The organism is Streptomyces sp. NPDC001604 (genome assembly GCF_042893475.1).
Lineage (GTDB): Bacteria > Actinomycetota > Actinomycetes > Streptomycetales > Streptomycetaceae > Streptomyces.
In genome coordinates this window covers 1-25,098 of sequence record NZ_JBIAUY010000039.1, presented here as the reverse complement: position 1 = coordinate 25,098, position 25,098 = coordinate 1, and the positions used below count along the sequence as shown (strand labels likewise).

Annotated in this window: 23 protein-coding genes and 1 rRNA gene; 18 read left to right on the top strand and 6 right to left on the bottom strand. The window is 70.0% G+C overall.

Going from position 1 to position 25,098, the window contains the following annotated elements; all coding sequences use genetic code 11:
• From rrf to ACFY1E_RS47720, 5 genes are all read left to right on the top strand, one after another.
• Positions 1-91 (top strand): 5S ribosomal RNA (gene rrf / locus ACFY1E_RS47740); the annotation flags it as partial.
• A 60-nt stretch (positions 92-151) separates the two neighbouring features.
• Complete coding sequence (locus ACFY1E_RS47735) at positions 152-796, top strand: HAD family hydrolase (protein WP_389088869.1); 645 nt, start codon at positions 152-154, stop codon at positions 794-796.
• 92 nt (positions 797-888) lie between these two features.
• Complete coding sequence (locus tag ACFY1E_RS47730) at positions 889-1,617, top strand: VC0807 family protein (RefSeq protein ID WP_389088867.1); 729 nt, start codon at positions 889-891, stop codon at positions 1,615-1,617.
• A 78-nt stretch (positions 1,618-1,695) separates the two neighbouring features.
• Complete coding sequence (locus tag ACFY1E_RS47725) at positions 1,696-2,919, top strand: MFS transporter (protein ID WP_389088864.1); 1,224 nt, start codon at positions 1,696-1,698, stop codon at positions 2,917-2,919.
• Positions 2,870-4,042, top strand: a complete 1,173-nt coding sequence (locus tag ACFY1E_RS47720) for an acetoin utilization protein AcuC (RefSeq protein WP_389088862.1) — start codon at positions 2,870-2,872, stop codon at positions 4,040-4,042. The genes ACFY1E_RS47725 and ACFY1E_RS47720 overlap by 50 nt, the downstream gene beginning before the upstream one ends.
• Before the next feature lie 166 nt (positions 4,043-4,208).
• On the opposite strand, the gene ACFY1E_RS47715 is transcribed toward ACFY1E_RS47720, so the two are convergent.
• Positions 4,209-4,640 (bottom strand): spore-associated protein A, encoded by a 432-nt coding sequence (locus ACFY1E_RS47715; protein ID WP_389088859.1) that lies wholly within the window; start codon positions 4,638-4,640, stop codon positions 4,209-4,211.
• A gap of 206 nt (positions 4,641-4,846) precedes the next feature.
• On the opposite strand from ACFY1E_RS47715, the gene ACFY1E_RS47710 reads away from it, so the two are divergent.
• The 5 genes from ACFY1E_RS47710 to ACFY1E_RS47690 all read left to right on the top strand — a co-directional run bounded on the left by ACFY1E_RS47710 (position 4,847) and on the right by ACFY1E_RS47690 (position 8,684).
• Complete coding sequence (locus ACFY1E_RS47710) at positions 4,847-5,662, top strand: phosphatase (protein ID WP_389088856.1); 816 nt, start codon at positions 4,847-4,849, stop codon at positions 5,660-5,662.
• Positions 5,663-5,791: 129 nt separating this feature from the next.
• Entirely contained in the window at positions 5,792-6,001 is a 210-nt protein-coding gene (locus ACFY1E_RS47705; protein ID WP_016437488.1) for a helix-turn-helix domain-containing protein, read from the top strand.
• Positions 6,002-6,155: 154 nt separating this feature from the next.
• A complete protein-coding gene (locus ACFY1E_RS47700; protein WP_003948845.1) occupies positions 6,156-6,254 on the top strand; it encodes a 30S ribosomal protein bS22 in 99 nt (32 codons plus the stop codon).
• Positions 6,255-6,555: 301 nt separating this feature from the next.
• Positions 6,556-7,617: an NAD-dependent epimerase/dehydratase family protein gene (locus ACFY1E_RS47695; RefSeq protein WP_344403491.1), complete on the top strand. Its 1,062-nt coding sequence runs from the start codon at positions 6,556-6,558 to the stop codon at positions 7,615-7,617.
• 14 nt (positions 7,618-7,631) lie between these two features.
• Complete coding sequence (locus ACFY1E_RS47690) at positions 7,632-8,684, top strand: lysophospholipid acyltransferase family protein (protein WP_389088853.1); 1,053 nt, start codon at positions 7,632-7,634, stop codon at positions 8,682-8,684.
• Positions 8,685-8,744: 60 nt separating this feature from the next.
• On the opposite strand, the gene ACFY1E_RS47685 is transcribed toward ACFY1E_RS47690, so the two are convergent.
• The 3 genes from ACFY1E_RS47685 to ACFY1E_RS47675 form a co-directional block, all read right to left on the bottom strand.
• On the bottom strand, positions 8,745-9,971 hold the full coding sequence (locus ACFY1E_RS47685; RefSeq protein WP_389088850.1) for a DUF5667 domain-containing protein: 1,227 nt from the start codon (positions 9,969-9,971) through the stop codon (positions 8,745-8,747).
• A 267-nt stretch (positions 9,972-10,238) separates the two neighbouring features.
• Positions 10,239-11,012 (bottom strand): ECF subfamily RNA polymerase sigma factor, BldN family, encoded by a 774-nt coding sequence (locus ACFY1E_RS47680; RefSeq protein WP_389088848.1) that lies wholly within the window; start codon positions 11,010-11,012, stop codon positions 10,239-10,241.
• A 1,050-nt stretch (positions 11,013-12,062) separates the two neighbouring features.
• The gene (locus ACFY1E_RS47675) at positions 12,063-12,974 is read right to left on the bottom strand and encodes an HAD-IB family hydrolase (RefSeq protein ID WP_099934325.1); all 912 of its coding nucleotides are present in this window, start codon (positions 12,972-12,974) and stop codon (positions 12,063-12,065) included.
• A gap of 161 nt (positions 12,975-13,135) precedes the next feature.
• Here ACFY1E_RS47675 and ACFY1E_RS47670 point away from each other — a divergent pair, with 161 nt between their 5' ends.
• From ACFY1E_RS47670 to ACFY1E_RS47650, 5 genes are all read left to right on the top strand, one after another.
• A complete protein-coding gene (locus ACFY1E_RS47670) occupies positions 13,136-13,411 on the top strand; it encodes a glutaredoxin family protein (protein ID WP_389088845.1) in 276 nt (91 codons plus the stop codon).
• Between the two features lie 281 nt (positions 13,412-13,692).
• Positions 13,693-14,463: a redox-sensing transcriptional repressor Rex gene (locus ACFY1E_RS47665; protein ID WP_389088843.1), complete on the top strand. Its 771-nt coding sequence runs from the start codon at positions 13,693-13,695 to the stop codon at positions 14,461-14,463.
• Positions 14,460-16,229 carry a glutamyl-tRNA reductase gene (locus ACFY1E_RS47660; protein WP_389088840.1) on the top strand — a complete coding sequence of 590 codons (1,770 nt, stop codon included), beginning with the start codon at positions 14,460-14,462 and terminating at the stop codon, positions 16,227-16,229. Before ACFY1E_RS47665 ends, ACFY1E_RS47660 begins: the two co-directional genes overlap by 4 nt.
• On the top strand, positions 16,226-17,185 hold the full coding sequence (gene hemC, locus ACFY1E_RS47655; protein WP_389088838.1) for a hydroxymethylbilane synthase: 960 nt from the start codon (positions 16,226-16,228) through the stop codon (positions 17,183-17,185). Before ACFY1E_RS47660 ends, hemC begins: the two co-directional genes overlap by 4 nt.
• The gene (locus ACFY1E_RS47650; protein ID WP_389088835.1) at positions 17,182-18,885 is read left to right on the top strand and encodes a uroporphyrinogen-III synthase; all 1,704 of its coding nucleotides are present in this window, start codon (positions 17,182-17,184) and stop codon (positions 18,883-18,885) included. Before hemC ends, ACFY1E_RS47650 begins: the two co-directional genes overlap by 4 nt.
• 123 nt (positions 18,886-19,008) lie before the next feature.
• Here ACFY1E_RS47650 and ACFY1E_RS47645 read toward each other — a convergent pair whose 3' ends face one another.
• Positions 19,009-20,406, bottom strand: coding sequence for an FAD-binding oxidoreductase (locus ACFY1E_RS47645; protein ID WP_389088833.1), 1,398 nt, complete (start codon positions 20,404-20,406; stop codon positions 19,009-19,011).
• 187 nt (positions 20,407-20,593) lie between these two features.
• Here ACFY1E_RS47645 and hemB point away from each other — a divergent pair, with 187 nt between their 5' ends.
• The 3 genes from hemB to ACFY1E_RS47630 all read left to right on the top strand — a co-directional run bounded on the left by hemB (position 20,594) and on the right by ACFY1E_RS47630 (position 23,965).
• Entirely contained in the window at positions 20,594-21,586 is a 993-nt protein-coding gene (gene hemB, locus ACFY1E_RS47640) for a porphobilinogen synthase (RefSeq protein ID WP_030945597.1), read from the top strand.
• 300 nt (positions 21,587-21,886) lie between these two features.
• The gene (locus ACFY1E_RS47635; RefSeq protein ID WP_389088830.1) at positions 21,887-22,246 is read left to right on the top strand and encodes a DUF805 domain-containing protein; all 360 of its coding nucleotides are present in this window, start codon (positions 21,887-21,889) and stop codon (positions 22,244-22,246) included.
• Between the two features lie 519 nt (positions 22,247-22,765).
• On the top strand, positions 22,766-23,965 hold the full coding sequence (locus tag ACFY1E_RS47630) for a PLP-dependent aminotransferase family protein (protein WP_389088827.1): 1,200 nt from the start codon (positions 22,766-22,768) through the stop codon (positions 23,963-23,965).
• Positions 23,966-24,210: 245 nt separating this feature from the next.
• Here the strand turns inward: ACFY1E_RS47630 and ACFY1E_RS47625 are convergent, their stop codons facing one another.
• Positions 24,211-24,984, bottom strand: coding sequence for a DUF4253 domain-containing protein (locus tag ACFY1E_RS47625; RefSeq protein WP_389088825.1), 774 nt, complete (start codon positions 24,982-24,984; stop codon positions 24,211-24,213).
• Between the last annotated feature and the right edge of the window lie 114 nt (positions 24,985-25,098).

Below are 25,098 nucleotides of genomic sequence, written 5' to 3'. Positions count from 1 at the left end.
GCCCGGTTACATTCCGAACCCGGAAGCTAAGCCTTACAGCGCCGATGGTACTGCAGGGGGGACCCTGTGGGAGAGTAGGACGCCGCCGAACAATTCTTGAGAAAACCCCCGCACCATTCGGTGCGGGGTTTTCTGCGTTTAGGCTCGAGTTATGCGCTATGACCTCGTGATCTTCGACAATGACGGTGTCCTCGTCGACAGCGAGCCCATCTCCAACCGGCTCCTGGCCGCCTACCTCACTGAGCTGGGGCACCAGACCTCCTACGAGGACTCCCTTCGCGACTACATGGGTTCTGCCATGCACCGGATCCACGACCTGATCGAGGAGCGGACCGGGCAGCGGCTTCCGGAGGACTTCGACGACGTCTTCCATGCGCGGGTCTTTGAGGCGTTCGAGCGGGAGTTGGAGCCGGTTGCCGGGGCCGTCGGTGTCGTGGAGAAGCTGGCCGCTGACGGGGTGCCGTACTGTGTCGCGTCCTCCGGGAGTCATGAGCGGATTCGGGTGGGGCATCGGAAGACCGGGTTGTACCGGTGGTTCGATGACGGGCGCGTCTTCAGCTCGCAGGATGTGGGGCGGGGGAAGCCGGCGCCGGACCTGTTCCTTTACGCGGCCGAGCGGATGGGGGTCGCGCCGGAGCGTTGTGTGGTCGTCGAGGACAGTCCGCTGGGGGTGCAGGCGGCCGTGGCGGCCGGGATGGATGTGTACGGGTTCACCGCCATGACGCCGGCCGAGCGGCTCGTCGGGGCAACGCAACTCTTCAGTGATCTCGGGGAGTTGGCTGACCTGCTCGTATGACGTCGGCATCGGTGGGCGGCTGACATTTGTCATGCCGAGCTCTGGACGATCGTTTCTACTGGCGAACGGGTGCCGGACGAGAAGCTGAGGGCATGACGACGAACACGGTGACCCAGGGCCAGAGCATCAACCAGACTCCCAGCACGCTCGACAACCTCCGCCCGCTGATCGTGGACGTGGCGGTCCCGCTCGGTTCGTACTACCTGTTCAAGGACGCCTTCGGGATGAGCACCTTCGCGGCGCTCGCCTGGAGCAGCGTCGTCCCCGCGGTGCGGACCGTCTGGAGCGTGGTGAAGGAGCGCAGGACCAACGGGCTGGCGGGGCTGATCCTCGTAGTGAATGTGGTGTCCCTGCTGCTGAGCTTCGTCTCCGGTGACCCGCGGCTGATGCTCGCCAAGGACAGTGCGGTCAGCAGCACCGTCGGTATCGGCATCCTTGTCTCGGTGGCTCTCGGCCGGCCGATGATGACCGCCGGGATGAAGCCCTTCCTGGTGAAGGGCGACGCCATGAAGGAGGCCGCGTGGCAGCGACTGGCCTCGGGCCGGGCGGCCGCTTCGGCCGACTTCCTGCGCAAGGAGCGGACGTTCTCCGTGGTCTGGGGTGTGGCGCTGCTCGCCGAGTGCGTGGCGCGGATCGTGGGGGCGTACACCCTCCCCGTGGACACCATGGTCTGGCTCGGAGGCGTCGTGATGGCCGGTGTGATGGTGCTGACCTTCGTCGTCAGCGGTGCGCTGGCCGCCGGGCCGATGGAGGAGATGCTCCGCGCCGAGGTGGAGGCCGAGGAAGCCGCCGCTCGGGACGCCATCGCCGTCGCCGCCTGACAGAGAAAGTAAAGCTGAGGGAAATTCATCTTTGGCTTGATCTACCCACAGGTAGCCCGGGGCCCTACGCTCGCCGCCATGACAGATGTGCTGCGGCGCGGTAGGGCCTCTTTGGCGTTCAGCTTCCTCGCCCAGGGCGCCACCTTCGCCCTTCTGGTGACCCGTATCCCGGCCATTCAGGACCGGTACGGGGTCTCCGACGCGCTGTTGCCCGTCTTCCTGGCCGCCGTGCCGATCCTGGCAGGCGTCGGGAGTGTGACGACCGAGCAGCTGGTGAAGCGGATACGCCCCGGTCTTCTGCTGCGGTGCCTGCAGCCCGTGGTGCTGCTGGCGCTCCTCGGTGTCGGGTCCGGGGATCACCTTGCCGAGCTGGGGATCGCGCTGGGGGCCTTCGGGCTGGCGGTGGGCGGGCTCGACGCCTCGATGAACATGCTCGGGGTGAGCCTGCAGCGGGCGTACGGGCGCAGCATCATGCTCAGCTTCCATGCCGCGTTCAGCCTGGGTGGGATCGTGGGGGCCTCGCTGGCCTGGGTGGGGGCGCACTGGCATCTGGCGCTGTGGGTGTCGTATCTGCCGGTCGTCGCGGTGCTGTTGCCGGCCACGCTGGTCGGGAGCCGGTGGTACGTCGACTCGGGTGCCTCCGTCGACGTACCGGAAGAGGGGGAGGGCCAGGCGCAGGGGCAGTCCGTGGTTTTCAAGCTGCTGCTTCCGCTGTGCCTGGTGATGACCTTCGCGTACATCGGGGACTCGACCGTCTCCAACTGGAGCGCCAAGTACCTCAAGGACGTGCTCGGGAGTTCGGAGCAGTTGTCGACCGTGCCGTACAACGTGTACATGGTGACCACGCTGCTGGGGCGGGCGCTCGGGGACCTGGGGGTACGGCGGTTCGGGGCGGTGGCGGTCGTGCGGCTGGGGGCGCTGGTGGCGGCGCTGGGGTTCGCGGTGGTGGCCCTCGCGCCGGGGCCGTGGGTGGGGATGCTCGGGTTCACGCTGCTGGGGCTGGGGCTGTGTGTGCTGGTGCCGCAGACCTTCGCGGCGGCCGGGCGGCTGTTCCCGCATGCCTCTGATGTGGCCGTTGCGCGGCTGAATGTGTTCAATTACGTCGGCTTTCTGATCGGCTCGCCGCTGGTGGGTGCGCTGGGGGATGCGTGGAGCTACCGCGGGGCCATGGCCGTTCCGATGGTGTTGGTGCTGGTGACCGTGGTCTACGCCAGGTCGTTCGCCCCTCAACCGGACCGATACGGTGGCGGGCATGAGCGGCCGCGCACAGCTGATGTGGGACGAGGCAGTAACGGGCTATGACTTCGGTCCGGACCACCCGATGGATCCGGTCCGGCTCGCCCTGACCAGGCGCCTTGTCGATGCCTTCGGGCTCGACAAGGAGGTCGGGGTGGTGGCGGCGAAGCCCGCCGGGGAGTCGACCCTGCGGCTTGTCCACCGGGAGGACTACGTCGAGGCGGTGAAGGCGGCTTCGGCGGATCCGGAGGCGGCGGACGGGGCGTACGGGCTGGGCACGATGGACGATCCCGCCTTCGCCGGGATGCACGAGGTGTCCGCGCTGATCGCGGGGCAGTCGGTGGGGGCCGCGGAGGCGGTGTGGCGCGGGGACGCGCTGCACGCGGTGAACTTCGCGGGCGGGCTGCATCATGCGATGCCGGGGAGTGCCTCGGGGTTCTGCATCTACAACGACGCCTCGCTGGCGATCGCGCGGCTGCTGGAGCTGGGCGCCGAGCGGGTCGCGTACATCGATGTGGACGTGCACCACGGGGACGGTGTGCAGGCGGCCTTCTGGGAGGACCCGCGGGTGCTCACGATCTCGCTGCACGAGCATCCGCGTACGTTGTTCCCGCAGACCGGGTGGCCGGAGGAGACGGGGGCCGCCTCGGCCGAGGGCTCGGCCGTCAATGTGGCGCTGCCGGCGGGGACGGGGGACGCCGGGTGGCTGCGGGCCTTCCACGCCGTCGTACCGGAACTGATCGCCGATTTCCGGCCGCAGGTGCTGGTGACGCAGCACGGGGCCGACACGCACTTCGAGGATCCGCTGGCGCATCTGGCGGTGTCGCTGGATGCGCAGCGGGCTGTGCAGGTCGCCTGCCATTCGCTGGCGCACGAGTACGCCGGTGGGAAGTGGGTTGCGCTGGGTGGTGGTGGCTACGCGGTGGTCGAGGTCGTGCCGCGGTCGTGGACGCATCTGGTGGGGATCGCGGCGGGGCGGGAGATTGCGCCGGAGGCCGTGATCCCGCAGGGGTGGCGGCAGGAAGTGTTCGCGCGGACGCGGCAGTTGGCGCCGGCGCGGATGACTGACGGGCGGTGGCCGGTGTCGTACCCGTCCTGGGAGGCGGGGTACGACCCTGCGGACCGGTTGGATCAGGCGGTACTGGCTACGCGGCGGGCTGTGTTTCCGCTGCGGGGGTTGCTGGCGTAGGAGAGCGTGCGTTGGGGCTGGGCACGGTTGGGGTTGCCTGCCCGCGCGTGCGGGGTGCCGCTGCGCCCACCCGTGCCGCCCCTAGCGGCGCGACTGCCCGCAGCTATGGCGGTTGCAGCGGCTCCCCCGCCCGCAGCGAGGGCGGTTCCGCGGCACCCCTGGTGCGTCAGCTGCAGTGGCCCGAGTCGCCGGCCGAGGCGGTGCCGATGGCGCCGCTCCAAGCGACGCAGTGGCCACGGCCGTTGACGTAGACCGGGCCGGCGTAGCTCGTGTACTGGCCGGAGTCCTTGGCGGTCGGCTGGCCGCTGTCGAGGGCCGCGAGGGTGACCGCCATGTGGATCTTCGCGCCCGTGGTGTTGCGGATGGTCACGGCGCAGTTCTTGCCGGTCGACTCGTTCCAGGTCAGGAACACCTTGCCGGAGTTGCCGACCGGGGTGGAGTCGATGACCTTGTAGCCGGTGCCGCAGGCGCCGTTGTACGACGCGGCTGCCGCCTTGGCGGTGGTGGCCGCCGAGGCCGGAGCGGTGGCGGCTACCGTGCCGCCGAGTGCCAGCACGGTGAGTGCGGCGGCGGTCGTGGCGCGACGGGACAGGTTCATGGTGTTCCCCCTGGTGATGTGTTGGTCGATGAGGTGCGGACGGTTGGTCGTTCCGTCCACGCAGAGTGAGACCAGGGAGGCGCTTCGACGGTTGTGGGCTGTTGTGTCCCTGTTCTGTCACCAGTGTCACGAGAGTCGTTACGCCAACTGTGCGGTGTTTACGCGTTCGCATGCCCCCGGTCGGCCCGGTCCGCCACCATCGATGTGTGTTGAGCACCGGAGCCCTGCGGGCCCATCTCCTGGCCGCCCGTCTCGCCGGGCCGGTGGCCACCTCCCGGGAGGAGAGCCTGCGCAGCTATCGGCTGTTCGCTGCCGGCGACCCCCGCGCGCTGATCGGACTCGATCCCGAATGGACATGGGCGCAGCGGGATCTGATCGAGTTGATGGCCGACAAGTGTGGTGTTTCGGCGGATCCGCGGCATGTCTCCGGCCATGACGTGATCGATCCGGAGCGAACCCTGACCGCTCTGGATGCCTTCGCGGACCGTCTGGCCGCAGCCGCCCAGCGCAGCGCACCTGTACTCCTCGGCACCGGTCACCCGCACCGGCTGCTCGGCTTCTACGCCGCCTTGGCGGACGCGCTGTCGGCGGCGGGATGTACCGTCCTCACACCGGCGCATGGTCGCTGTGTCGACATAACGACCCGGTTCGGTCTACGTACGTACAACCTTGACTACGTACAAGGAGTCGCGCTGGTGCGGGAACCCGGCACGTCTCGCCCCGGTTGTGCGACCGGCGCACACACGCATTCACCGCTCCCGGTTCGGATCGCGCTGGCCGCGGCGGCCGAGGCCGGCGGGCCGCTTCCCGAGCTGGTCGTCGGGGACCACGGCTGGGTCTGCGGGGCAGGTCAGCTGGGGTTCGAGGCCATTGGGCTCGCCGATACGGACGACCCCGCGCTCTTCGTGGGAGAGGCCGAGGGGTCCGTGTCCGTCGTCGTTCCACTTGATGACGCTGTGCGGTCTGATTACTACCGGCCGCTTACCCGCTACGTACTCAATCGAGCGTGTCTGTCACAGTAGGCCGCCGATGGGTGCACCTCTTCCCCACTCGCATCACCCGCCCCTACATTGGGGAGTGAGCACGCAGCGACGAAGAGTCACCGGAAGGGGAAGCCGGTGGCCGTCGAGTGCGGAAGGTTCAGGTGTGTCATGGCTGCTGAGCAGAGGCCTCTGAGCGAGGTTCAGTTCCTTACCGTGGCGGAGGTCGCCTCGGTGATGCGAGTGTCGAAGATGACCGTGTACCGCTTGGTGCACAGCGGTCATCTGCCCGCGATCAGGGTGGGGCGGTCCTTCCGCGTCCCCGAGAACGCGGTTCACGAGTACCTCCGCGAGAGCTACGTGGGGGTGGAAACCGCCTGACGACGATCCCCGGGGGGATCCTCAGGGCTCTTCTGGATCTCCCCCGGCAACCTCGATTACGACCTCAGCGCTCGGGCGGGTAGGCTGACCCCTCGTAGGTCGTATGGGCCCATGGCGCCCAGCACCGAGTGATGAGAAGTGAGCGAGGGTAGTCGTGGGCTCTGTTATCAAGAAGCGGCGCAAGCGGATGGCCAAGAAGAAGCACCGCAAGCTGCTCAAGCGCACGCGCGTTCAGCGTCGCAACAAGAAGTAGGCGACGCTCCAGGAGCGTGCTCTGTGGCCCCCCACCGCAACCGGTGGGGGGCCACATGCGTTTGGAGTTCACAGAAGCTCCAGAAGTTCCCAGAAGCGCACGGGGCCCCGCACAGGAACCCGCACAAGCTCTGTGCGTACGCACGTGTTTCACATGGCTTGGTCTGTTCGTACGTCTGTGGATGTCGTCACTTCGTGCATTGGGTGGTCATCACAGCGCAACATCGACCCGCTAAGTTGGCCGCACACGGGGAACACGGCAGGCTACGGGTACCGGATGGGCTGGAAGGAAGGCGCAGATCTTGGGCAAGGTCGTGCTCGTGACCGGAGTGGCCCGCAGGCTTGGGGGCCGGTTCGTACGACGGATCCAGCGTGACCCGCAGGTGGACCGGGTCGTCGCCGTGGACGCGGTCCCCCCCGAGCACCACCTGGGCGGTGCCGACTTCATCCAGGCCGACATCCGGCAGCCCACCATCGCGCGCGTGCTCGCCGAGACGGGCGCCGACACGGTCGTCCACATGGATGTGAGCGCGACCGGGCTCGGCAGCGGCAGCCGGACCGCGATCAAGGAAACCAACGTCATCGGCACGATGCAGCTGCTCGGCGCCTGCCAGAAGTCGCCGACCGTGAAGCGGCTCGTCGTGAAGTCCAGTACGAACGTGTACGGGTCCGCGCCCCGTGACCCCGCGGTGTTCACCGAGACGACCCCGCCCAAGTCCCTGCCGAGCGGCGGCTTCGCCAAGGACACCGTCGAGGTCGAGGGGTATGTACGGGGCTTTGCGCGGCGGCGGCCGGATGTGGCCGTGTGTGTGCTGCGGTTCGCGAACATCCTGGGGCCCACCGCCGACACGCCGCTCGCCTCCTACTTCGCGCTGCCGGTCCTGCCGACGGTGTTCGGGTACGACCCGCGGCTGCAGTTCGTGCACGAGGACGACGTGATCGAGGTGCTGCGGATCGCCTCGCACGAGCCGGAGCGGGGCACCCTCAACAGCGGCACCTTCAACATCGCCGGCGACGGCGTCCTGCTGCTCTCCCAGTGCTCCAGGCGGCTCGGCCGGCCCACGGTGCCGCTGCTGCTGCCTGCGGTCACCTGGGCGGGCTCCCTGGTGCGTACGCTGGGCATGACGGACTTCTCGCCCGAACAGATCCGGCTGCTGACCCACGGTCGGGTCGTGGCGACGGACCAGATGCGTGAGACGCTCGGATTCAAGCCGAAGTACACGACCGCGGAGACGTTCGCGGACTTCGCGCGCAGTCACGGACCCGGGCTCCTGCCGCCGGAGGCCCTTGCGGGGGCCGTCGACCGGATCGCCGCGCTGTCCCTGCCGGGCAGCGGCCACCCCCCGACGCAGAGCGCCAACTGAGGAGCGCATCAACGATGGCGGATGCCAAGGTCATTCCGTTCGACGACGACCGGTCCCGTGGGAGTGCCGTACAGCGGCCGCCGCGCCGCCGGGGCGCGGGGAGCCGACGCAAGACCACGGAACCCGCGCTGGTCGGCGACGTCCAGCCCCTGCCCAGCAGGGCGCGTACGCAGGATGATGTTCCTGTGACGCATGAGGAACAGTCGCCCCAGCGGCCGCAGAACGACGGCGGCCTGGAGCGGCGCGTCGCGAGCGGCCTGAGCTTCCTGCGCCGCCGCCTCACGGGCGACTACGAGGTCGACGACTTCGGCTACGACGAGGAGTTGACCGACCAGGTCCTGATGTCCCTGCTGCGGCCGGTGTACGAGAAGTACTTCCGGGTCGAGGTGAAGGGCATCGAGAACATCCCGTCGGAGGGCGGCGCGCTGATCGTCGCCAACCACTCGGGGACGCTCCCGCTGGACGGCCTGATGATGCAGGTCGCCGTCCACGACAACCATCCTGCGGGCCGTCATCTGCGTCTGCTCGCGGCGGATCTCGTCTTCATGCTGCCGGTGGTCAACGAACTGGCCCGCAAGCTCGGTCACACCCTGGCCTGCGCGGAGGACGCCGAGCGGCTGCTGGGGCAGGGCGAGCTGGTCGGGGTCATGCCGGAGGGCTTCAAGGGCATCGGCAAGCCCTTCAGCGAGCGCTACAAGCTCCAGCGCTTCGGCCGTGGCGGCTTCGTCTCCACCGCCCTGCGCCACGGCACGCCGATCATCCCGTGCTCGATCGTCGGGGCGGAGGAGATCTACCCGATGATCGGCAACGCGAAGACGCTGGCTCGCCTGCTCGGCTTCCCGTACTTCCCGCTGACGCCGACGTTCCCGTGGCTGGGTCCGCTGGGTGCGGTGCCGCTGCCGACGAAGTGGACGATCCAGTTCGGCGAGCCGATCCCGACGGACGGCTATCCGCCGGAGGCGGCGGAGGACCCGATGCTGATGTTCAACCTGACGGACCAGGTGAGGGAGCAGATCCAGCACACGCTGTACAAGTTGTTGGTGCAGCGGCGGTCTGTGTTCTTCTGAGGTTTTTTGTACGGGAACGGGGGCGCCCCCTGGAGAGGGGCGCCCCCGTTCCCGTACGGGCTACTGGTTTGTTTCGTTGCCTTCGATGCCGAGGCCGGGGAGCAGGCCCGGGAGTAGGGGTGGGATCGTCACGTCCGGCTCGGTGGACGGGGACTTGGTGGACGACGGGGAGGCGCTGCCGGTGTCCTTGGGGGGCTCGAGCAGGCCGCCGGTGCTGCCTCCGAGCAGGCCCTCGCCGGTGGAGCCGGTCGACTGGCTGGGGCTGCTGGAGTGGCTGTGTTTGGAGGAGCCGCTGCCGCTGCCGGATGTCGCAGATCCCCTGCCGGAGCCGGGTGTGTCCTTGGACGCCGGACCCGAGCCGCGGTGCTTGCCGTGGCCGCCGCCGTGGGCCGCGGACGGGGGCAGCAGGGACTGCAGCGGGGCGACCTCTTCGTCTATGGCGGCGAACACCGACGACACCTGGTTGCTGACGTCCCCCAGCTGGACCGGGAGTTTCTGGCGCAGGGCGCCCCAGACCTCCCGGTGCGAGCGGGAGAAGGCGGACAGGGCCTGGATGGGGCCGAGGGACCCGGGGTCCCGCTCGTACGCCTCGTGCAGCAGCCGGTGGCCTTCGGACGCGTCCCGCGTCATGCCCGACAAGGTGCGGCGGATCTCGCCGACGGACTCGTGATCGAGGTGGCCCCCGCCGCGGCCGCGCTCCATCAGGCGGCGGGCCTCGGCCAGCCGGGTGGAGGCCTGATCGAGGTAGGCCACTCCGCGCTCGTCGTCCCCTTGGGAGAGGTAGTTGAGCTTGAAGTCCTCGATGCCGCGTTTGAGTCCGTAGAGCGAGTCGCCGGGCAGGGCGTCCGAGCTGGCTGCGGCGACTCCGCCGAAGGCGCCCGCCGCGACTCCGACGCTGAGCCCGCCCGCGGCCAGGCCCTTGGTCAGCCGCGACCGCGGTCGCAGCTTGCCCAGTGGGCTCGCCGCCCGGTGCGCACCGCGGGAGCGCTGTTCGGGTACCGCAGTCTCCGCCGCCTCGCCGCCGGCGCCCTCCTGCACCATGGCCTCGAACGCGGCCACCAGTTGTGCTCGTTGGACGACCTTGACCTCAGGGTCCAGCTCCGGTCTGGGCAGCTCGCCGAGACACTCCGCGAGGGCCAACAGACGGCCCTGCTCGGTCTGTTCCGCAGCAGCCGGGGCCGGGGCCGGTCCTTCGGACTGCTCGGCCGCCGTGCCCTGGTCCGGCTGCTCCTCCAGGGCCTGGGCGAAGGCGTTCGCCCGCCGGTGTGCCGATACGTTCGCGATCACTGGCGGCACCTCCTCTCGTGATGACGGTCGACTCCCCAGGGGGTCCTGAGGGTTGCACGCTCTGACCACATCCACACGATCGAGTGATCGGAGACGGCCAGGGAGTGACCACAGGGAGCCTGCATCCCGCACAACGAGCGTCTCGGCACTTGGGTTACGGACGACGGATGATCGGATGGGGAAGTCAACGGACTTTCACTGACAGCTAGTTGGGCGTCACTGAGCGTGTACCACTGTGTTCTGTCAGGTCCGGCGCGGGGCATTCCGTCAGCGGGCGTCGTCCGGGAGGAGGCGGGCCAGGGTGCGTACGGCTCGGTACTGGAGGGTCTTGATGGCGCCCTCGTTCTTGCCCATCACGCGGGCGGTCTCGGCGACGGAGAGGCCCTGGAGGAAGCGGAGCGTCACACACTCCTGCTGCTGGGGGTTGAGGCGTCGTACTGCGTCGAGCAGGGCGGCGTTGGAGAGGGACTCCAGGACGGAGTCCTCGGGGGAGCGCTCGACCTCGTTGGCGTCGAGCATCTCGCCGGTGGTCACCTCGAGGCGGAAGCGGCTCGACTTGAAGTGGTCGGCGACGAGGTTGCGGGCGATGGTGACCAGCCAGGCGCCGAAGTCGCGGCCCTGCCAGGTGAAGGTGCCGATGCGGCGCAGGGCGCGCAGGAACGTCTCGCTGGTGAGGTCCTCGGCGGTGGCTTTGCCGCCGACGCGGTAGTAGATGTACCGGTACACGGTGTCGCTGTACTGGTCGTAGAGGCGGCCGAAGGCGTCGGCCTCGCCGGCCTGGGCGCGTTCGACGAGGTCCATCATCCGGGCGCTGTCGCTGTCCGCGGCCGGGCGGCGGGTGGTGGCACCGGCGGCGCGGCCGCGTCTGCCGACGGCTGCGGTGCTGCCGTCGGCGAGGGCGTAGCACGGGCCGACGGGGGTGCTGGCTACGGCTAGGGCGGGGACGGCGTACGCGGTGGGGACGAAGCCGCGCAACAGGTCTTGGACCGTTGCGCGCAGCGTAGCCAGGCCCGAGGCGTCAACCCCGACGTGTGGGTACACGGGACTCCCAGAGGCAGAGCTTCCATCACGTGCAGTGCGGGACCTTTCACCCGTCGTAGCGACGGAGGGGTACCGGTTTGCGTCTGAGGAGAATAACGCTTCGTACAGGCGCTGCTACACCCAGTTGCTCAAATCATCGATTACGTCGCTTCTGTAACCGATTGGTGGCCTATCAAGTGCCGTAGCGTGACCGGTTGTTGATCGATGTGGGGCTGGTTTCGAGTGGGAACGGGGCGTGTTGTGGCCGTGTGCAGCCAATGAGACTGGACAGGGGGTGTGGGGGTGGGGCGCGGGGATTGGCGTGTTCGGGGCGGGGTTGGTTGCGGTGTGATCAGGAGTGGTGCGGGTGTTGATGTCTTTCTCGCCCCCGCCGCCCCTACCCGTCCCATCCCCAGGGGCTCTGCCCCTTCGACCCCGCCAGGGGCTTCGCCCCTGAAACTCCACCGGGGCTCCGCCCCGAGAACCCCGGCGCGGGCTTTGCTCTCTGCATGCCTTGGGGTCCTGCCCCCTGGGTCTGGCGGGAGTGTGTCCTCTGCATCTCTCGGGGCGCCTGCCCCTGGACCCGGGCGGGGACTATGTCCTCTGCGCCCCTCGGGTTCTGACCCTGTGTCGAACTCCGGGGGCCAGCCCCTCGACCCCGCGACCCTTTGCCCTGCCCCTTTCGCAGGGCTCCGCCCCGAACCCCGGTCGGCCTGAAGGCAGGGTGTGGGCGGGACACCGTGGTTGGGGACGCGCGGTCTGGTCAGCTCGAGCCGCCGGACGGGCTGGGAGATGCGTGCCGGAGTCCAGGGTGTGGGCTCCCGGGGGTGGTAGCGGGCTTGAAGGCGAACGGGCGCGCACAGAGGTTGCGACCCCGTGGGTGGTGAGGAACCAATGGGTCCTTGGGCCTGGACTCGCCTGCAGGCAGGGTTATTTGGTGGTGGGCCGGCCCGCGCGGGCCGTTCTTCGCTCGCGGGTCGGCGTGCGGCTCGCGTGCGTTGGTTCGCGGGTTGGCATGGCGTTCACCCAGTTGGCCGCGACTGACGTGCGGCCCACCGGCGTTGCCGGGGGTCAGCGGCGGCGTTTGTGGAGGGCGATCGCTGCTGCTGTGCCGCCTGCTACTGCGCCTACGCCTGCTGCTGCGGGGATGCCCACCTTGGCTGCCTTGCGGCCGGTGCGGTAGTCGCGGAGGCGCCAGTCGAGCTTGCGGGCGTGTTTGCGGAGTTTGGTGTCGGGGTTGATCGCGTAGGGGTGGCCGACCAGCGACAGCATGGGGATGTCGTTGTGGGAGTCGCTGTACGCGGCGCAGCGGGAGAGGTCGAGGCCTTCGGCGGCGGCGAGGGCGCGGACAGCTTCCGCCTTCGCGGGGCCGTGGAGGGGCTCGCCGACCAGTTTGCCGGTGTAGACGCCGTCGACGGACTCGGCCACCGTGCCCAGGGCGCCGGTCAGGCCGAGGCGGCGGGCGATCACCGTGGCGATCTCGACCGGGGCCGCCGTGACGAGCCACACCTTCTGGCCCGCGTCCAGGTGGGCCTGGGCGAGTGCGCGCGTGCCCGGCCAGATGCGCTCGGCCATGTACTCGTCGTAGATCTCCTCGCCGATGGACTGGAGCTCCGCGACGCGGTGGCCCTTCACGATCGAGAGGGCCGAGTCGCGGGCCTCCTGCATGTGCTCCGGGTCCTCGACGCCGGCCAGCCGGAACCACGCCTGCTGCCAGGCGAACTTGGCGAGGTCGCGGGTCTCGAAGAACTTGCGCTTGTACAGGCCCCGCCCGAAGTGGAAGAGGGCAGCACCCTGCATCACGGTGTTGTCGAGGTCGAAGAAGGCCGCGGCCTTGTCGTCGCCGAGCACCGGGAACTCCGGTTCCTCCGGAGGGACGTCCTGCGAGGACTTGCGCGCAGCCTCTGCCGAGGCCTCGCCTGCCAACACGCTCCGCGCCGTGGCGGAGCGCCTACGGGGAGTGAGCCATCCGAGAGCGGCCATGCCCGTGAGCATAGCCAGTTTGTTCGGTGCCTCCAGACGCGACAGGTTTGGAGGTTGTGAACTCTCCGCGACCGCGTCGTTAAAGAACTGATCCGATCCGCCCGTTCCTTGGCGTTTTCGCGGGTGTGCCGCCGTCGTGCGCTCGCGCGAGAATGGCTGACATGAGTCCCCTCTTCCGACGTAAGGCCCAGGACGCTCAGAGCCGGAGCGTCACTCTCATCCGCAAGCCCGGGTGTCATCTGTGTGATGACGCACAGCTTGTGGTGGAGAAGGTGTGCGCGGAGGTGGGGGTGGCGTGGGAGGCGAAGGACATCTCCCTGGATCAGCAGCTCCACGACCAGTATTGGGAGCAGATTCCCGTGGTTCTCGTCGACGGCCGGCAGCACACCTTCTGGCGCGTGGACGAGCAGCGGTTGCGCAAGGCACTGACTGAGTAGTCCAAGTCGTCCGGAACCTCGCTTAGGATCGACGGCGACTGGTCTCGGGGGCGGGGATCGTAAGAGGAGAGTGTGCGGTTTTGCCCCCACGAGATGAGAAGCGGTGGTGCTTGTGCGCCGGTTCCGCACCCGTGCGCCGGGGGCGCGTGACCCCGGTCACGTTGGCCGGGCAAATCGGACACCATCTTTGTGCACGCGTTCACAAAGACATAGCCTGCTGTCGACGGGGCGGTCCGGGTACGTGTGACCGCCTGCAGCCCCGCTCTACCCGCAGGAGCACCGTGGCAACTGGCCGAACTCACCGACCGGCGACCCGTAGCCGAGGGATTCCCGAGGCCACCGTCGCCAGGCTTCCGCTGTACCTCCGCGCCCTGACCGCACTGTCGGAGCGCTCGGTACCCACGGTCTCCTCCGAGGAGCTCGCGGCCGCGGCGGGGGTCAACTCCGCCAAGCTGCGCAAGGACTTCTCCTACCTGGGTTCGTACGGAACGCGCGGTGTCGGCTACGACGTCGAGTATCTCGTCTACCAGATCTCGCGTGAGCTCGGGCTCACCCAGGACTGGCCGGTTGTGATCGTCGGTATCGGTAACCTCGGCGCCGCCCTCGCCAACTACGGCGGGTTCGCCTCGCGTGGTTTCCGGGTCGCGGCCCTCATAGACGCCGATCCGGCGATGGCGGGCAAGCCCGTCGCGGGGATCCCCGTGCAGCACACCGATGACCTGGAAAAGATCATCGAGGACAACGGGGTGTCCATCGGCGTCATCGCCACTCCCGCCGGGGCCGCCCAGCAGGTCTGCGACCGGCTCGTGGCCGCCGGGGTCACCTCCATTCTGAACTTCGCACCGACCGTGCTGTCCGTCCCGGACGGCGTGGACGTGCGGAAAGTGGATCTGTCGATCGAGCTGCAGATCCTCGCCTTCCACGAGCAGCGCAAGGCCGGCGAGGAGGCCGAGGCCGCGGGTCCCGACGGCTCGGGTCCCGTCGCCGCAGCCCGCCAGGAGTCCGCCGAGCAGGGGCCCGACGGGGACGTACCCGCCGTGATGCCGGCATGAGTCTCCTCGTCGTCGGGCTGAGTCACCGCAGCGCCCCGGTCAGCGTCCTGGAGCGGGCCGCGCTGAGCGCGGACGCCCAGGTCAAGCTGGTGCAGGACACGATTGCCGCGGAGCCCGCCACCGAGGCCGCGGTGCTCGCGACCTGCAACCGCATCGAGCTGTACGCCGACGTCGACAAGTTCCACGCCGGTGTCGCCGAGCTGTCCACTCTCCTCGCCCAGCACAGCGGGGTGGGGCTGGACGAGCTCACGCCCTATCTGTACGTCCACTACGAGGACCGGGCCGTTCACCATCTGTTCTCGGTGGCTTGCGGGCTCGACTCCATGGTCGTGGGGGAGGGGCAGATCCTCGGGCAGATCAAGGACTCGCTGGCCAAGGCGCAGGATCTGCACAGTGCCGGGCGGCTGCTGAACGATCTGTTCCAGCAGGCGCTGCGGGTGGGCAAGCGTGCGCACTCCGAGACCGGGATCGACCGGGCCGGGCAGTCGCTGGTCACGTTCGGGCTGGAGCAGCTGGCGGCCGGGGCGGATGTGCAGGCGTGGGCCCGGGGTAAGAAGGCCCTGGTCATCGGGGCGGGGTCGATGTCCTCGCTGGCCGCTGCGACGCTGGCGCGGGCCGGGGTCGGTGAGATCGTGATCGCCAACCGGACGGGGGAGCGGGCCGAGCGGCTCGCCGAGATCTTGAACGACGGTGCCGGCCAGGACCAGGGCTTGCTGGCTCGTGCGGTGCCGATGGGTGCGGTGTCGGGTGAACTGACACGTGCTGATGTTGTGGTGTCTTGTACCGGGGCCACCGGGCTGGTGCTGTCTGCCGGGGCGGTTGCTACGGCGGTGCAGGGACGTGTGGTTGATGCGGTGCCGGACGCCGGTGCCGACCGGGGGGCGGGTCCGCAGCCCGGCGGTGACGGGGTGCCGCCCGCGCCCACCCGTGCCGCCCTAGGCGGCACGAATGCCCGCGGACTTGCGGCGGCGGAGCCCGAGGACGGGTGTCCGCTTGATCTTCCCGCTGTGCAGCAAGGGTTCTCCGTGATGGGGGAGGCCGCCGTTGCCGGGATGGATGCGGCGACCCTGGAGCAGCATGCCGTCTGGGTGGACAACGGGGACGTCGACCGTCGTGAGGCCGCCCGGCGGGCGCCCGAGGCCGATGCCGAGCTGATCACCGCGCTGGCCGCCACCGTGGCCACGGTCGGGCGGATTCCGGAGCGCCGGAAGGCCGAGCCGGTCGTCGAGACTCCGCGGCCCGCGCCCGTGCTGTTCCTTCTCGACCTCGCGATGCCCCGCGACATCGACGCCGCCGTGCACCGGCTGGCCGGGGTGCGGCTCGTCGACATCGAGTCGCTCGCCGAGGCCTCCGCGGACGCTCCGATGGCGGCCGACGTCGACCAGGTGCGGCGGATCGTGGCGGATGAGGTGGCTGCCTTCGGGGCGGCGCTCAGGGCCGCGCACATCACCCCCACCGTGGTCGCCCTGCGCACCATGGCCGCCGATGTCGTCGCGAATGAGATCGCGCGGCTCGAGGGCCGGCTGCCCGGGCTCGACGACAAGCACCGCAGCGAGATCACCCAGACCGTCAAGCGCGTCGTCGACAAGCTGCTGCACGCGCCGACCGTACGAGTCAAGCAGCTCGCGGCCGAACCGGGCGGAGCAGGGTACGCAGATGCCCTGAGGACCCTGTTCGACCTCGACCAGGAAGCGGTGGCCGCCGTCTCCCGGGCCGAGGGCGCCGACGAGGAATCTGAGAACAGCAAGAACCGAGGGCCGGCATGAGTAGCAAGGCATTGAGACTGGGGACGAGGCGAAGCAGACTCGCCATGGCCCAGTCCGGGCAGGTGGCGGACGCCGTGAGCCAGGTGACCGGACGGCCCGTCGAGCTCGTCGAGATCACCACCTACGGCGACACCTCCCGCGAGCACCTCGCGCAGATCGGCGGCACGGGTGTGTTCGTCACGGCGCTGCGCGACGCGCTGCTGCGGGGCGAGGTCGACTTCGCGGTTCATTCGCTCAAGGACCTGCCCACCGCGCAGCCCGAGGAGCTGGCGCTCGCCGCCGTCCCCCGGCGCGAGGACCCGCGCGACGTGATCGTCGCCCGGGACGCACTGAAGTTCACCGACCTGCCGCGCGGGGCGCGCATCGGTACGGGTTCGCCGCGTCGCACGGCGCAGCTGAACGCGTACGCGCGCAGCCACGGGCTGGACATCGAAACGGTCCCGATACGGGGGAACGTGGATACCCGGATCGGATACGTGCGGGACGGTGAGCTGGACGCCGTCGTCCTCGCCGCCGCCGGCCTCAGCCGGATAGGCCGTAGCGATGAAGTGACCGACTTCCTGTCGGTCGACACGGTTCTGCCCGCCCCCGGCCAGGGGGCACTGGCGATCGAGTGTGCCGCGGACAACGCGGAACTGATCGCCGCGCTCGGAGAGCTCGACGACCCCTTCACCCGGGTCGCCGTGACCGCCGAGCGGTCACTGCTCGCCGCCCTGGAGGCCGGCTGCAGCGCCCCTGTGGGCGCGCTGGCCGACCTGCTGGCCGACGGGCAGATTGTCAAGGAAATGCGCCTGCGGGGCGTCGTCGGTACCACCGACGGCTCCCGTACGGTGCAGCTGTCCACCACCGGTCCCGTGCCCGAGACGTACGACCAAGCAATGGCGCTCGGCCGTGAACTCGCTGCCGAGATGCTTGCCCAGGGCGCGGCCGGTCTGATGGGGGAGCGAGCACATTGAGCCCCACCACCCTTCCCGCCGGCCTTGAACACGGGCACGTCACCTTCCTCGGTGCCGGACCCGGGGATCCGGGACTGCTGACTCTGCGCGCCGTGGAGGCGCTGGCGAACGCGGACGTCCTCGTCGCCGAGCACGACGTGCTCGACGTGGTGCGTCAGCACGCCAGACAAGGCGTCGCCGAGGTGCACACGGACGGGGGTCCTTCCTCGGACCCGCTTCCGGGCACGGGCACACCTCAGCTCGCGGTTGTTGACAGCTCGTCAACAACCGCTGGGGTCCCCGTGGTACGGGATGCCGCACATCTTGTCATGGAGGCCACGCGGGGCGGCAGGCGGGTCGTCCGTGCGGTGTCCGGGGACCCCGGACTCGACGCGTACGCCGCCGAGGAGATGCTCGCCTGCGCCGCCGCGGGCGTGCCCTTCGAGGTCGTGCCCGGTGTCGCCGCGGCCGTCGGCGTGCCCGCGTACGCCGGTGTTCCGCTGCGCGACGCCCAGGGCGCGGACGTGCGGTTCGTGGACGCCCGTACCGCCTCGGACCGCTGCTGGACGGAGGTGGGTGTCTCCGACGGGACGGTGGTCGTGTCGACGACCCTCGACTCCGTGGGCGCGGCCGCGGGCGAGCTGGTGTCGGCCGGCCGTAAGCCGGACACGCCGATCACCGTGACGGTGGCCGGTACGACCACGCGCCAGCGGACCTGGACGGCGACGCTCGGGACCATCGCCCAGACGCTGAAGCAGGCCAAGGTGCTGCCCTCGCCCGAGGGCGGGCGGCCGGTGATAGCCGTGGTCGGTGAGCGTTCCGCCGCCGCCCAGCGCGACCGGTTGTCGTGGTTCGAGTCCAAGCCGCTGTTCGGCTGGAAGGTGCTCGTGCCGCGTACGAAGGAGCAGGCGGCTTCGCTCTCCGACCAACTGCGGTCCTACGGCGCCGTACCGCACGAGGTGCCGACCATCGCCGTCGAGCCGCCGCGCACGCCCCAGCAGATGGAGCGGGCCGTGAAGGGGCTCGTCACCGGGCGGTACGAGTGGATCGCGTTCACCTCGGTCAACGCCGTGAAGGCGGTCCGGGAGAAGTTCGAGGAGTACGGGCTCGACGCCCGGGCGTTCGCGGGGATCAAGGTCGCCGCGGTGGGGGAGCAGACCGCGAAGGCGCTCGTCGCCTTCGGCGTGAAGCCGGATCTGGTGCCGAGCGGGGAGCAGTCCGCTGCGGGGCTCCTTGAGGACTGGCCCCCGTACGACCCGGTCTTCGACCCGATCGACCGGGTGTTCCTGCCGCGGGCCGACATCGCCACGGAGACCCTGGTCGCCGGGCTGATCGAGCTCGGGTGGGAGGTCGACGACGTCACGGCGTATCGGACCGTGCGGGCCTCGCCGCCGCCGGCCGAGACGCGGGAGGCGATCAAGGGCGGTGGGTTCGACGCGGTGCTGTTCACTTCGTCGTCCACCGTGCGGAACCTGGTGGGTATTGCGGGCAAGCCGCACAACGTGACCGTGATCGCGTGTATCGGGCCGGCCACCGCCAAGACCGCTGAGGAGCATGGGCTGCGGGTGGATGTGATGGCTCCGGAGCCGTCCGTGCACAAGTTGGCCGAGGCGCTTGCGGACTTCGGGCTGCGGCGGCGCGCTGCCGCGCTGGATGCGGGGGATCCTGTTACTCGGCCCAGTGAGCGGCGGCCGGGGGCTCGGCGGAGGCGGACGACGTAGCTGCGTGACGGAGGCTGGGGTGGGTTCGCTCGCCGCGCTTGCGGGGTGCCGCCTGTCTTTGGGACGGGAGCCGCCCCGGGCGGCACGACTGCCCGCAGGCTGGGGCGGTGCGACTGCCCGCGGCTACGCGGGGGTTACAGCGTGCCCGAAGCGCAGCAAGTTGTCCGGGTCGTAGTGGGACTTCGTCCTGCTCAGGCGGTCGTAGACCTCCTCCGTCCAGGCGCGGGCCCGGTCGTTCTCGTCGCCCGGCCTGCCGTGGAGGTTGACCATCGTGTGGCCGGTGCTCCACGGCGACATGGTCTGGTGGAGGGCCGTGGTGGCTGATTCCACGGCGGCTGCGGTGTCGGGGTCGGGCAGGACGCCGACCGTTTCCAGGAGGTAGCTCGCGTCGCGGGCGCAGATGGCGTCCTCGACGGGGGCCGGGCGGGAGAGTTCGCCGCCCATGTGGCGGAGTTCGATCAGCAGCAGCGGGAGGTCCGGGACGGCCGGGCCCGCCCGGTCCAGGAACGCCGTCTGCGCGACCGGGGGCAGCGCCCTGAGCAGGGTGCAGGCCTCGCGGGCGGGGAGCGGGTCGTGCGGGTCCAGGTAGATGCGGTCCATGGCGGCGTACGGCATGTCCTCCACCGTGTCGATGACGACGGGCGCGGCCGCACGGACGGGGGCCAGGAGGCTCTCGCCCTCCTTCGGGTCACCGGTCCAGGCGAGGGCGACACGGGCCCAGAAGCCGCCGCGCAGGGGCTCGGGGATCTGCGGGATCGGCGGCAGACGCAGGATCGTGTACGCGCTGCACATCTCGGTGGGCAGGGTGGTCGTCCAGTCGGTCCAGGTGCGCAGGACCGCCTCCGCGTGGTCGCCCGGGAAGTAGATGCCGCCGCCGAGGACCGAGGGCAGCGGGAGCAGTTCGAAGGTCAGCTCGGTGACCACGCCCACGTTGCCCTTGCCTCCGCGCAGGGCCCAGAAGAGGTCCGGCTCGGTGTCAGCGGTCACCGTGCGCAGGGTTGCGTCCGGGGTGACGACCTGGACGGAGTGGACCCGGTCGGCCGCATAGCCGTAGGCCCGGCCGAGGATGGGCAGACCGCCGCCCAGGGTGTAGCCGACGACACCCGCGTCCGAGGACGACCCGTTGAGCGGGGCGAGGCCGTACGGGGCGGCCGCCTCCAGGACGTCGCGCCACCTCGCACCGGCGGCGACCGTCGCGGTGCGTTCGTCCGGGTCGATCGTCACGTCGGTCATGCGGGTGGTGCTGATGAGCAGGCCGCCGTCGATCGGGAAGTTCGCGCCGTGGCCGGTGGCCTGGACCGCCACCGGTGTCCCGGTGGCCGCGGCCCAGCGCATCGCCGTCACGATGTCGTCGACGCCCGCCGCTCCGATCACGATGTCCGGGTGGTGGAAGGCCGACAGATTGAAGCCCGTGACCTCGGCCACATAGGCGTCGTCACCGGGGCGCAGGACCGGGCCGTGGATCTCGGACAGGGCGAACAGGTCCGGGGCCTGGTGCGGGGTGTGGTGGGCGGCGGTCATCTCGTCCTCCTCCTTCGCGCAGGCAGCAGCCGTGCGCGGCGAGGGGACGGGGGCCCGGTCCTTGCTCCTGGCTGTTTTCTCAGGATGGACCCGGTGGGTGCGGGCCGCATCGCGGCGCACGAGCGGCTGCGCAGGCCCGACATACCGTCGGCAAAGGTGCCTGTGGGCCGGGCGTAGCGTAGGTGGCATGACGAAGTACGGATCCTTCCCCGGCACGCGGCCGCGGCGGCTGCGGACCACCCCCGTCATGCGGCGCATGGTCGCCGAGACCCGGCTGCACCCGGCGGACTTCATCCTCCCCGCCTTCGTGCGCGAGGGCGTCTCCGAGCCCGTGCCTATCTCCGCCATGCCCGGTGTAGTCCAGCACACGCGCGACAGCCTGAAGAAGGCCGCCGCCGAGGCGGTGGCCGCCGGGGTCTCCGGGATCATGCTGTTCGGCGTGCCGGAGGAGGAGAAGAAGGACGCCCTCGGGACGCCGGGGACCGACCCGGACGGGATTCTGCAGGTCGCGATCCGCGACGTGCGGGCCGAGGTCGGGGACGACCTCCTGGTCATGTCCGATCTCTGTCTCGACGAGACGACCGATCACGGTCACTGCGGGGTGCTGGACGCGGAGGGGCGCGTCGACAACGACGCCACGCTCGAGCGGTACGCCGAGATGGCGCAGGTCCAGGCCGACGCGGGCGCCCATGTGGTGGGACCCAGCGGGATGATGGACGGGCAGATCGGCGTCATCCGTGACGCGCTCGACCAGATCGGCCGGGAGGACGTCGCGATCCTCGCGTACACGGTGAAGTACGCCTCCGCGTTCTACGGGCCGTTCCGGGAGGCCGTCGGCTCCTCCCTGAAGGGGGACCGGAAGACCTATCAGCAGGATCCCGCCAATGTGCGGGAGTCGCTGCGGGAGTTGGCGCTCGACCTCGAAGAGGGCGCCGACATGGTGATGGTGAAGCCGGCCGGACCATTCCTCGACATCCTCGCGCGGGTCGCGGACGCGGTGGACGTGCCGGTCGCCGCCTACCAGATCTCCGGCGAGTACTCGATGATCGAGGCCGCCGCCGAGAAGGGCTGGATCGACCGCGACCGGGCGATCCTGGAGACGCTGACCGGCATCAAGCGGGCGGGCGCGCAGAACATCCTCACCTACTGGGCGACCGAAGTGGCGGAAAAGTTGCGCTGATTCGCGCTACGGATGGGGATAGGTCAGGCCTCGAATCGGCCACCGACCTGCATCGGAATGCACTCGGTTGGGCAACGGAAGCAACTCGGATCCGTGCGTTGACGTCTCCCGTCCCGCGGTTGCCCGCCGTTCTCCGTGATCAGCGGCGGGGCCGGCGCCGATTCGCGGTAGATCTGTCCGAAAAGCGCTCAACCGATGTGCGGTACACGCCGAATTGACGAGTTCTCGTCAGTGTCCTTACCTTCTCGCCTGGCCTGATCCGTTCCGGATGGTCCGAACGTCGATCCCTGGGGGACACACATGAGCTGGTTCATCGAGGCGCTGAAGAAGTACGCGGTGTTCAGCGGGCGCGCGCGCCGCAAGGAGTACTGGATGTTCGTGCTGTTCACGGCGATCATCTACGCCGTCCTGCTCGGCATCGGCATCGCGATCAAGGCGCCGTACATCGCGATCGTCTTCTACGTCGCGATCCTGCTGCCCAGCCTGGCCGTCGGTGTCCGCCGTCTGCACGACACGGGCCGCTCCGGCTGGTGGCTCCTGTTCGGCATCGTCCCGATCGTCGGCGGTATCACCCTGCTGGTCTTCAGCTGCTCCGACAGCCAGCCGGGCGAGAACAAGTACGGCCCGAACCCGAAGGAAGCGGTTCTGGCCCACGCCTGATCCTGTGAGCGTCGAGGCCGTCCGGTCCATGACCGGGCGGCCTTTTCGCATGCAGTACGGCGGGAGCGTGCAGGGAGTGGTTGGTTGCCGGGCCCTCGTCCTCGAGGCCCTTCCCGTCCCTGCACCCCGTCAGCGCGAACGCGGCGAGTACCAGGGCGGTGGCGGCGAAAAGGCGGGTGCGACGGGCTCGGGCGGGCATGGTGGTACGTGCCTTCCGTGGGCGGTGGGCTGAGGGATTCCAGCCTGAGCGGTGATCGGCTCCACGCGCCACAGTCTGCGGACGATTCGGGACGCCGAAGCCGGGGGATGACCTCTGACCTGCAGGGATGTCACGTCCCATGGGTCCGGTACGGGACGCTTGCGGGGCCGGGACCCGTGAGATCACGGTGCGGGCCACGGCAAGTGCCGCTGAAGGCCGAAGGGACGGTCCGTCCGTATCGCGGAAACCTGCTTGTAGGCAGCACGTACATCCCTAGGCTGCGGTCGAGCCGCCGTCACCGCAGCCGAAGGAGCCGTGCCATGACCGTCGCGCCCGCCTTTGCCCCCGTCCCGCCGCTCGCCGCGCGGGCCCGGTCGATCGGCGGTTCGCCGGTACGGGACATCCTCGCCGTGACGGCCCGGCCCGAGGTGATCAACTTCGCGGGTGGGCTGCCGGCGCCGGAACTGTTCGACGCGCAGGGGGTCGCGGAGGCCTTCGGCTCGGTGCTCGCCGGGGCGTCCGCGCAGGCCCTGCAGTACTCCACGACGGAGGGCGAGCCGGCGCTGCGGGGCGCGCTCGCCGCTCGGACGGCGGCCCGCGGGCTGCCCACGGACGCCGACGACATCCTCGTCACCACCGGCTCGCAGCAGGCGCTGTCCCTGCTGGCCACGGCGCTGCTGGAGCCCGGGGACGTCGTCCTCGTCGAAAGCCCCTGTTATCTCGCGGCACTTCAGGTCTTCGCGTTCGCGGGCGCGCGGGTGGTGGCCGTGCCCGGCGACGGCGACGGCGTCGACCCCGACGCCCTGGAGGAACTGGTGGTGCGGGAGCGGCCCAAGCTGCTGTACACCGTGCCGACGTTCCAGAACCCGACCGGCCGCACCATGCCGGCCGACCGCCGGGCCGCCGTCGCGGCCGTCGCCGCCCGCCGGGGGCTGTGGATCGTGGAGGACGACCCCTACGGCGAACTCCGCTTCGAGGGCGGGCGGGTGCCGTGGATCGCCTCGTACGAGGGGGCGGCGGACCGGACCGTGCTGCTCGGCTCCTTCTCCAAGGTCATGGCGCCGGGCCTCAGGCTCGGCTGGCTGCGGGCGCCCGGGGAGCTGCGGCGCGCCTGTGTCGTCGCCAAGCAGGCCGCAGACCTGCACACCCCGACCCTCAACCAGCTGGCGGCGGCACGGTACCTGGCGGACCGTGACCTGGACGCCCATGTGGCGCGGGTCGCGGGCGTCTACCGAGAGCGCCGGGACGCCATGCTCGCCGGGCTGGCCGAGGCGCTTCCCGAGGGCTCGGTCTGGGCCCGGCCCGAGGGTGGCATGTTCCTCTGGGCCCGCCTCCCGGAGGCGTACGACACCACCGCGCTGCTGCCGCAGGTGGTGCGGCACGACGTGGCGTACGTCCCCGGAGCACCCTTCTACGCCGGCGACCCCGACCGCTCCACCCTGCGGCTGTGCTTCGTGACGCAGACTCCGGAGGAGATCCGCGAGGGGCTCAGGAGGCTGAGGGAGGGGCTGCGGGGCTAGGTGCGCTGTCCCGACTCCACACCTGGGGCCTCCCGTTGGGAGCACGCCCGTAACGCGGGTGGGAATGTGACGTTATTGAGAACGGCAGAAACGTCACATTTCGTACACGGAGGTCTCAAATGGTTCTCGCTGCTCTGCTCACCGGTGTGGCTCTCCTCCTTCACCACGCTCTCGGCGTCTGAAGACAGCCCCCACGCCGCGGCCGAGACCGGTGCGCCCACCACCGGGCCGGCCGCGGCGGACCGTCAGTCCCACCAGAAGTGCCACACCGGCTGGTCGAGGAGCTGCTGTTCGGCGTACGCGGCCAGGGTGGTGTCCGCGCCCTGCAGCAGGTTGTCCGGGCAGAACGCGAAGTGCTCGGCGGCGACGGCCTCCGCCTCGGCGAGGGTGGCGGGCGGCGCGGCGACGGACACCGTCAGCTGATCGAACCCGAGCGCCACGACCCGTATGCCGAAGCGGTCCTCCCAGGAGCGGAGCACTGCGCAGAGCCGGGCCACGTCGTTCTCGTGGTTCGCGGGGCCCATCCAGCCGATCGCCGCGGGTATGTCGGCGCTGCGGCGGGCGGGGACCAGGGCCAGGCGGGGGTCCTTGAGGGGACCGCCGTCGAGGAGGGAGTCCATGACGGCGGAGGCGACGGATTCGGGGTCCGCGGGGGCAGGCCCGGGCCGGGCGGCAGCCAGGCCGGGCCAGTCGGCGCCGTCCTCCGCGCACTCGTACCAGAGTTCCTCCAGCACCTCCTCGGCGTCGTGATCCCCCGGGTAGGACATCTCGCCCGGTACCAGCTCCCATTCCTCCGGACCGCCGTGCCCGGCACCGACATCGAGGACCACCGGGAGCAGTCCGGTGGCCGGCGCCGTCTGCTGGAGCGCGGCCCGGACACCCGGCGCCGCCCGGCCGTCGGCCAGCCACAGCAAGGGCTCGTGCCACGGCCCGTCGTCCGTGGCGTCCACGAGCGCACCCGGCGGGAGTTCGAGGCCGAGGGACGCGAGACGTGGCAGGGGGTTGGGAAGAGTCGCCATGTCAGTGACTGTAGGGGCAGCCACTGACATTGATCCTGATACTCAGGTTCCGGTGGTCGTGACTCTGCCACTGACTGACGTCCTGCTGGACTGTCTTCTGGCTGTTCTGTCCGG

Bases quoted from the DNA above. Each gene is read 5' to 3' on its own strand.
- ACFY1E_RS47660 (WP_389088840.1), top strand. From the start codon at position 14,460: ATGAGTCTCCTCGTCGTCGGGCTGAGTCACCGCAGCGCCCCGGTCAGC.
- ACFY1E_RS47670 (WP_389088845.1), top strand. From the start codon at position 13,136: ATGAGTCCCCTCTTCCGACGTAAGGCCCAGGACGCTCAGAGCCGGAGC.
- ACFY1E_RS47705 (WP_016437488.1), top strand. From the start codon at position 5,792: ATGGCTGCTGAGCAGAGGCCTCTGAGCGAGGTTCAGTTCCTTACCGTG.
- hemB (WP_030945597.1), top strand. From the start codon at position 20,594: ATGACGAAGTACGGATCCTTCCCCGGCACGCGGCCGCGGCGGCTGCGG.
- hemC (WP_389088838.1), top strand. From the start codon at position 16,226: ATGAGTAGCAAGGCATTGAGACTGGGGACGAGGCGAAGCAGACTCGCC.
- ACFY1E_RS47730 (WP_389088867.1), top strand. From the start codon at position 889: ATGACGACGAACACGGTGACCCAGGGCCAGAGCATCAACCAGACTCCC.
- ACFY1E_RS47715 (WP_389088859.1), bottom strand. From the start codon at position 4,640: ATGAACCTGTCCCGTCGCGCCACGACCGCCGCCGCACTCACCGTGCTG.
- ACFY1E_RS47725 (WP_389088864.1), top strand. From the start codon at position 1,696: ATGACAGATGTGCTGCGGCGCGGTAGGGCCTCTTTGGCGTTCAGCTTC.
- ACFY1E_RS47735 (WP_389088869.1), top strand. From the start codon at position 152: ATGCGCTATGACCTCGTGATCTTCGACAATGACGGTGTCCTCGTCGAC.
- ACFY1E_RS47690 (WP_389088853.1), top strand. From the start codon at position 7,632: ATGGCGGATGCCAAGGTCATTCCGTTCGACGACGACCGGTCCCGTGGG.
- ACFY1E_RS47635 (WP_389088830.1), top strand. From the start codon at position 21,887: ATGAGCTGGTTCATCGAGGCGCTGAAGAAGTACGCGGTGTTCAGCGGG.
- ACFY1E_RS47675 (WP_099934325.1), bottom strand. From the start codon at position 12,974: ATGGCCGCTCTCGGATGGCTCACTCCCCGTAGGCGCTCCGCCACGGCG.
- ACFY1E_RS47645 (WP_389088833.1), bottom strand. From the start codon at position 20,406: ATGACCGCCGCCCACCACACCCCGCACCAGGCCCCGGACCTGTTCGCC.
- ACFY1E_RS47720 (WP_389088862.1), top strand. From the start codon at position 2,870: ATGAGCGGCCGCGCACAGCTGATGTGGGACGAGGCAGTAACGGGCTAT.
- ACFY1E_RS47625 (WP_389088825.1), bottom strand. From the start codon at position 24,984: ATGGCGACTCTTCCCAACCCCCTGCCACGTCTCGCGTCCCTCGGCCTC.
- ACFY1E_RS47630 (WP_389088827.1), top strand. From the start codon at position 22,766: ATGACCGTCGCGCCCGCCTTTGCCCCCGTCCCGCCGCTCGCCGCGCGG.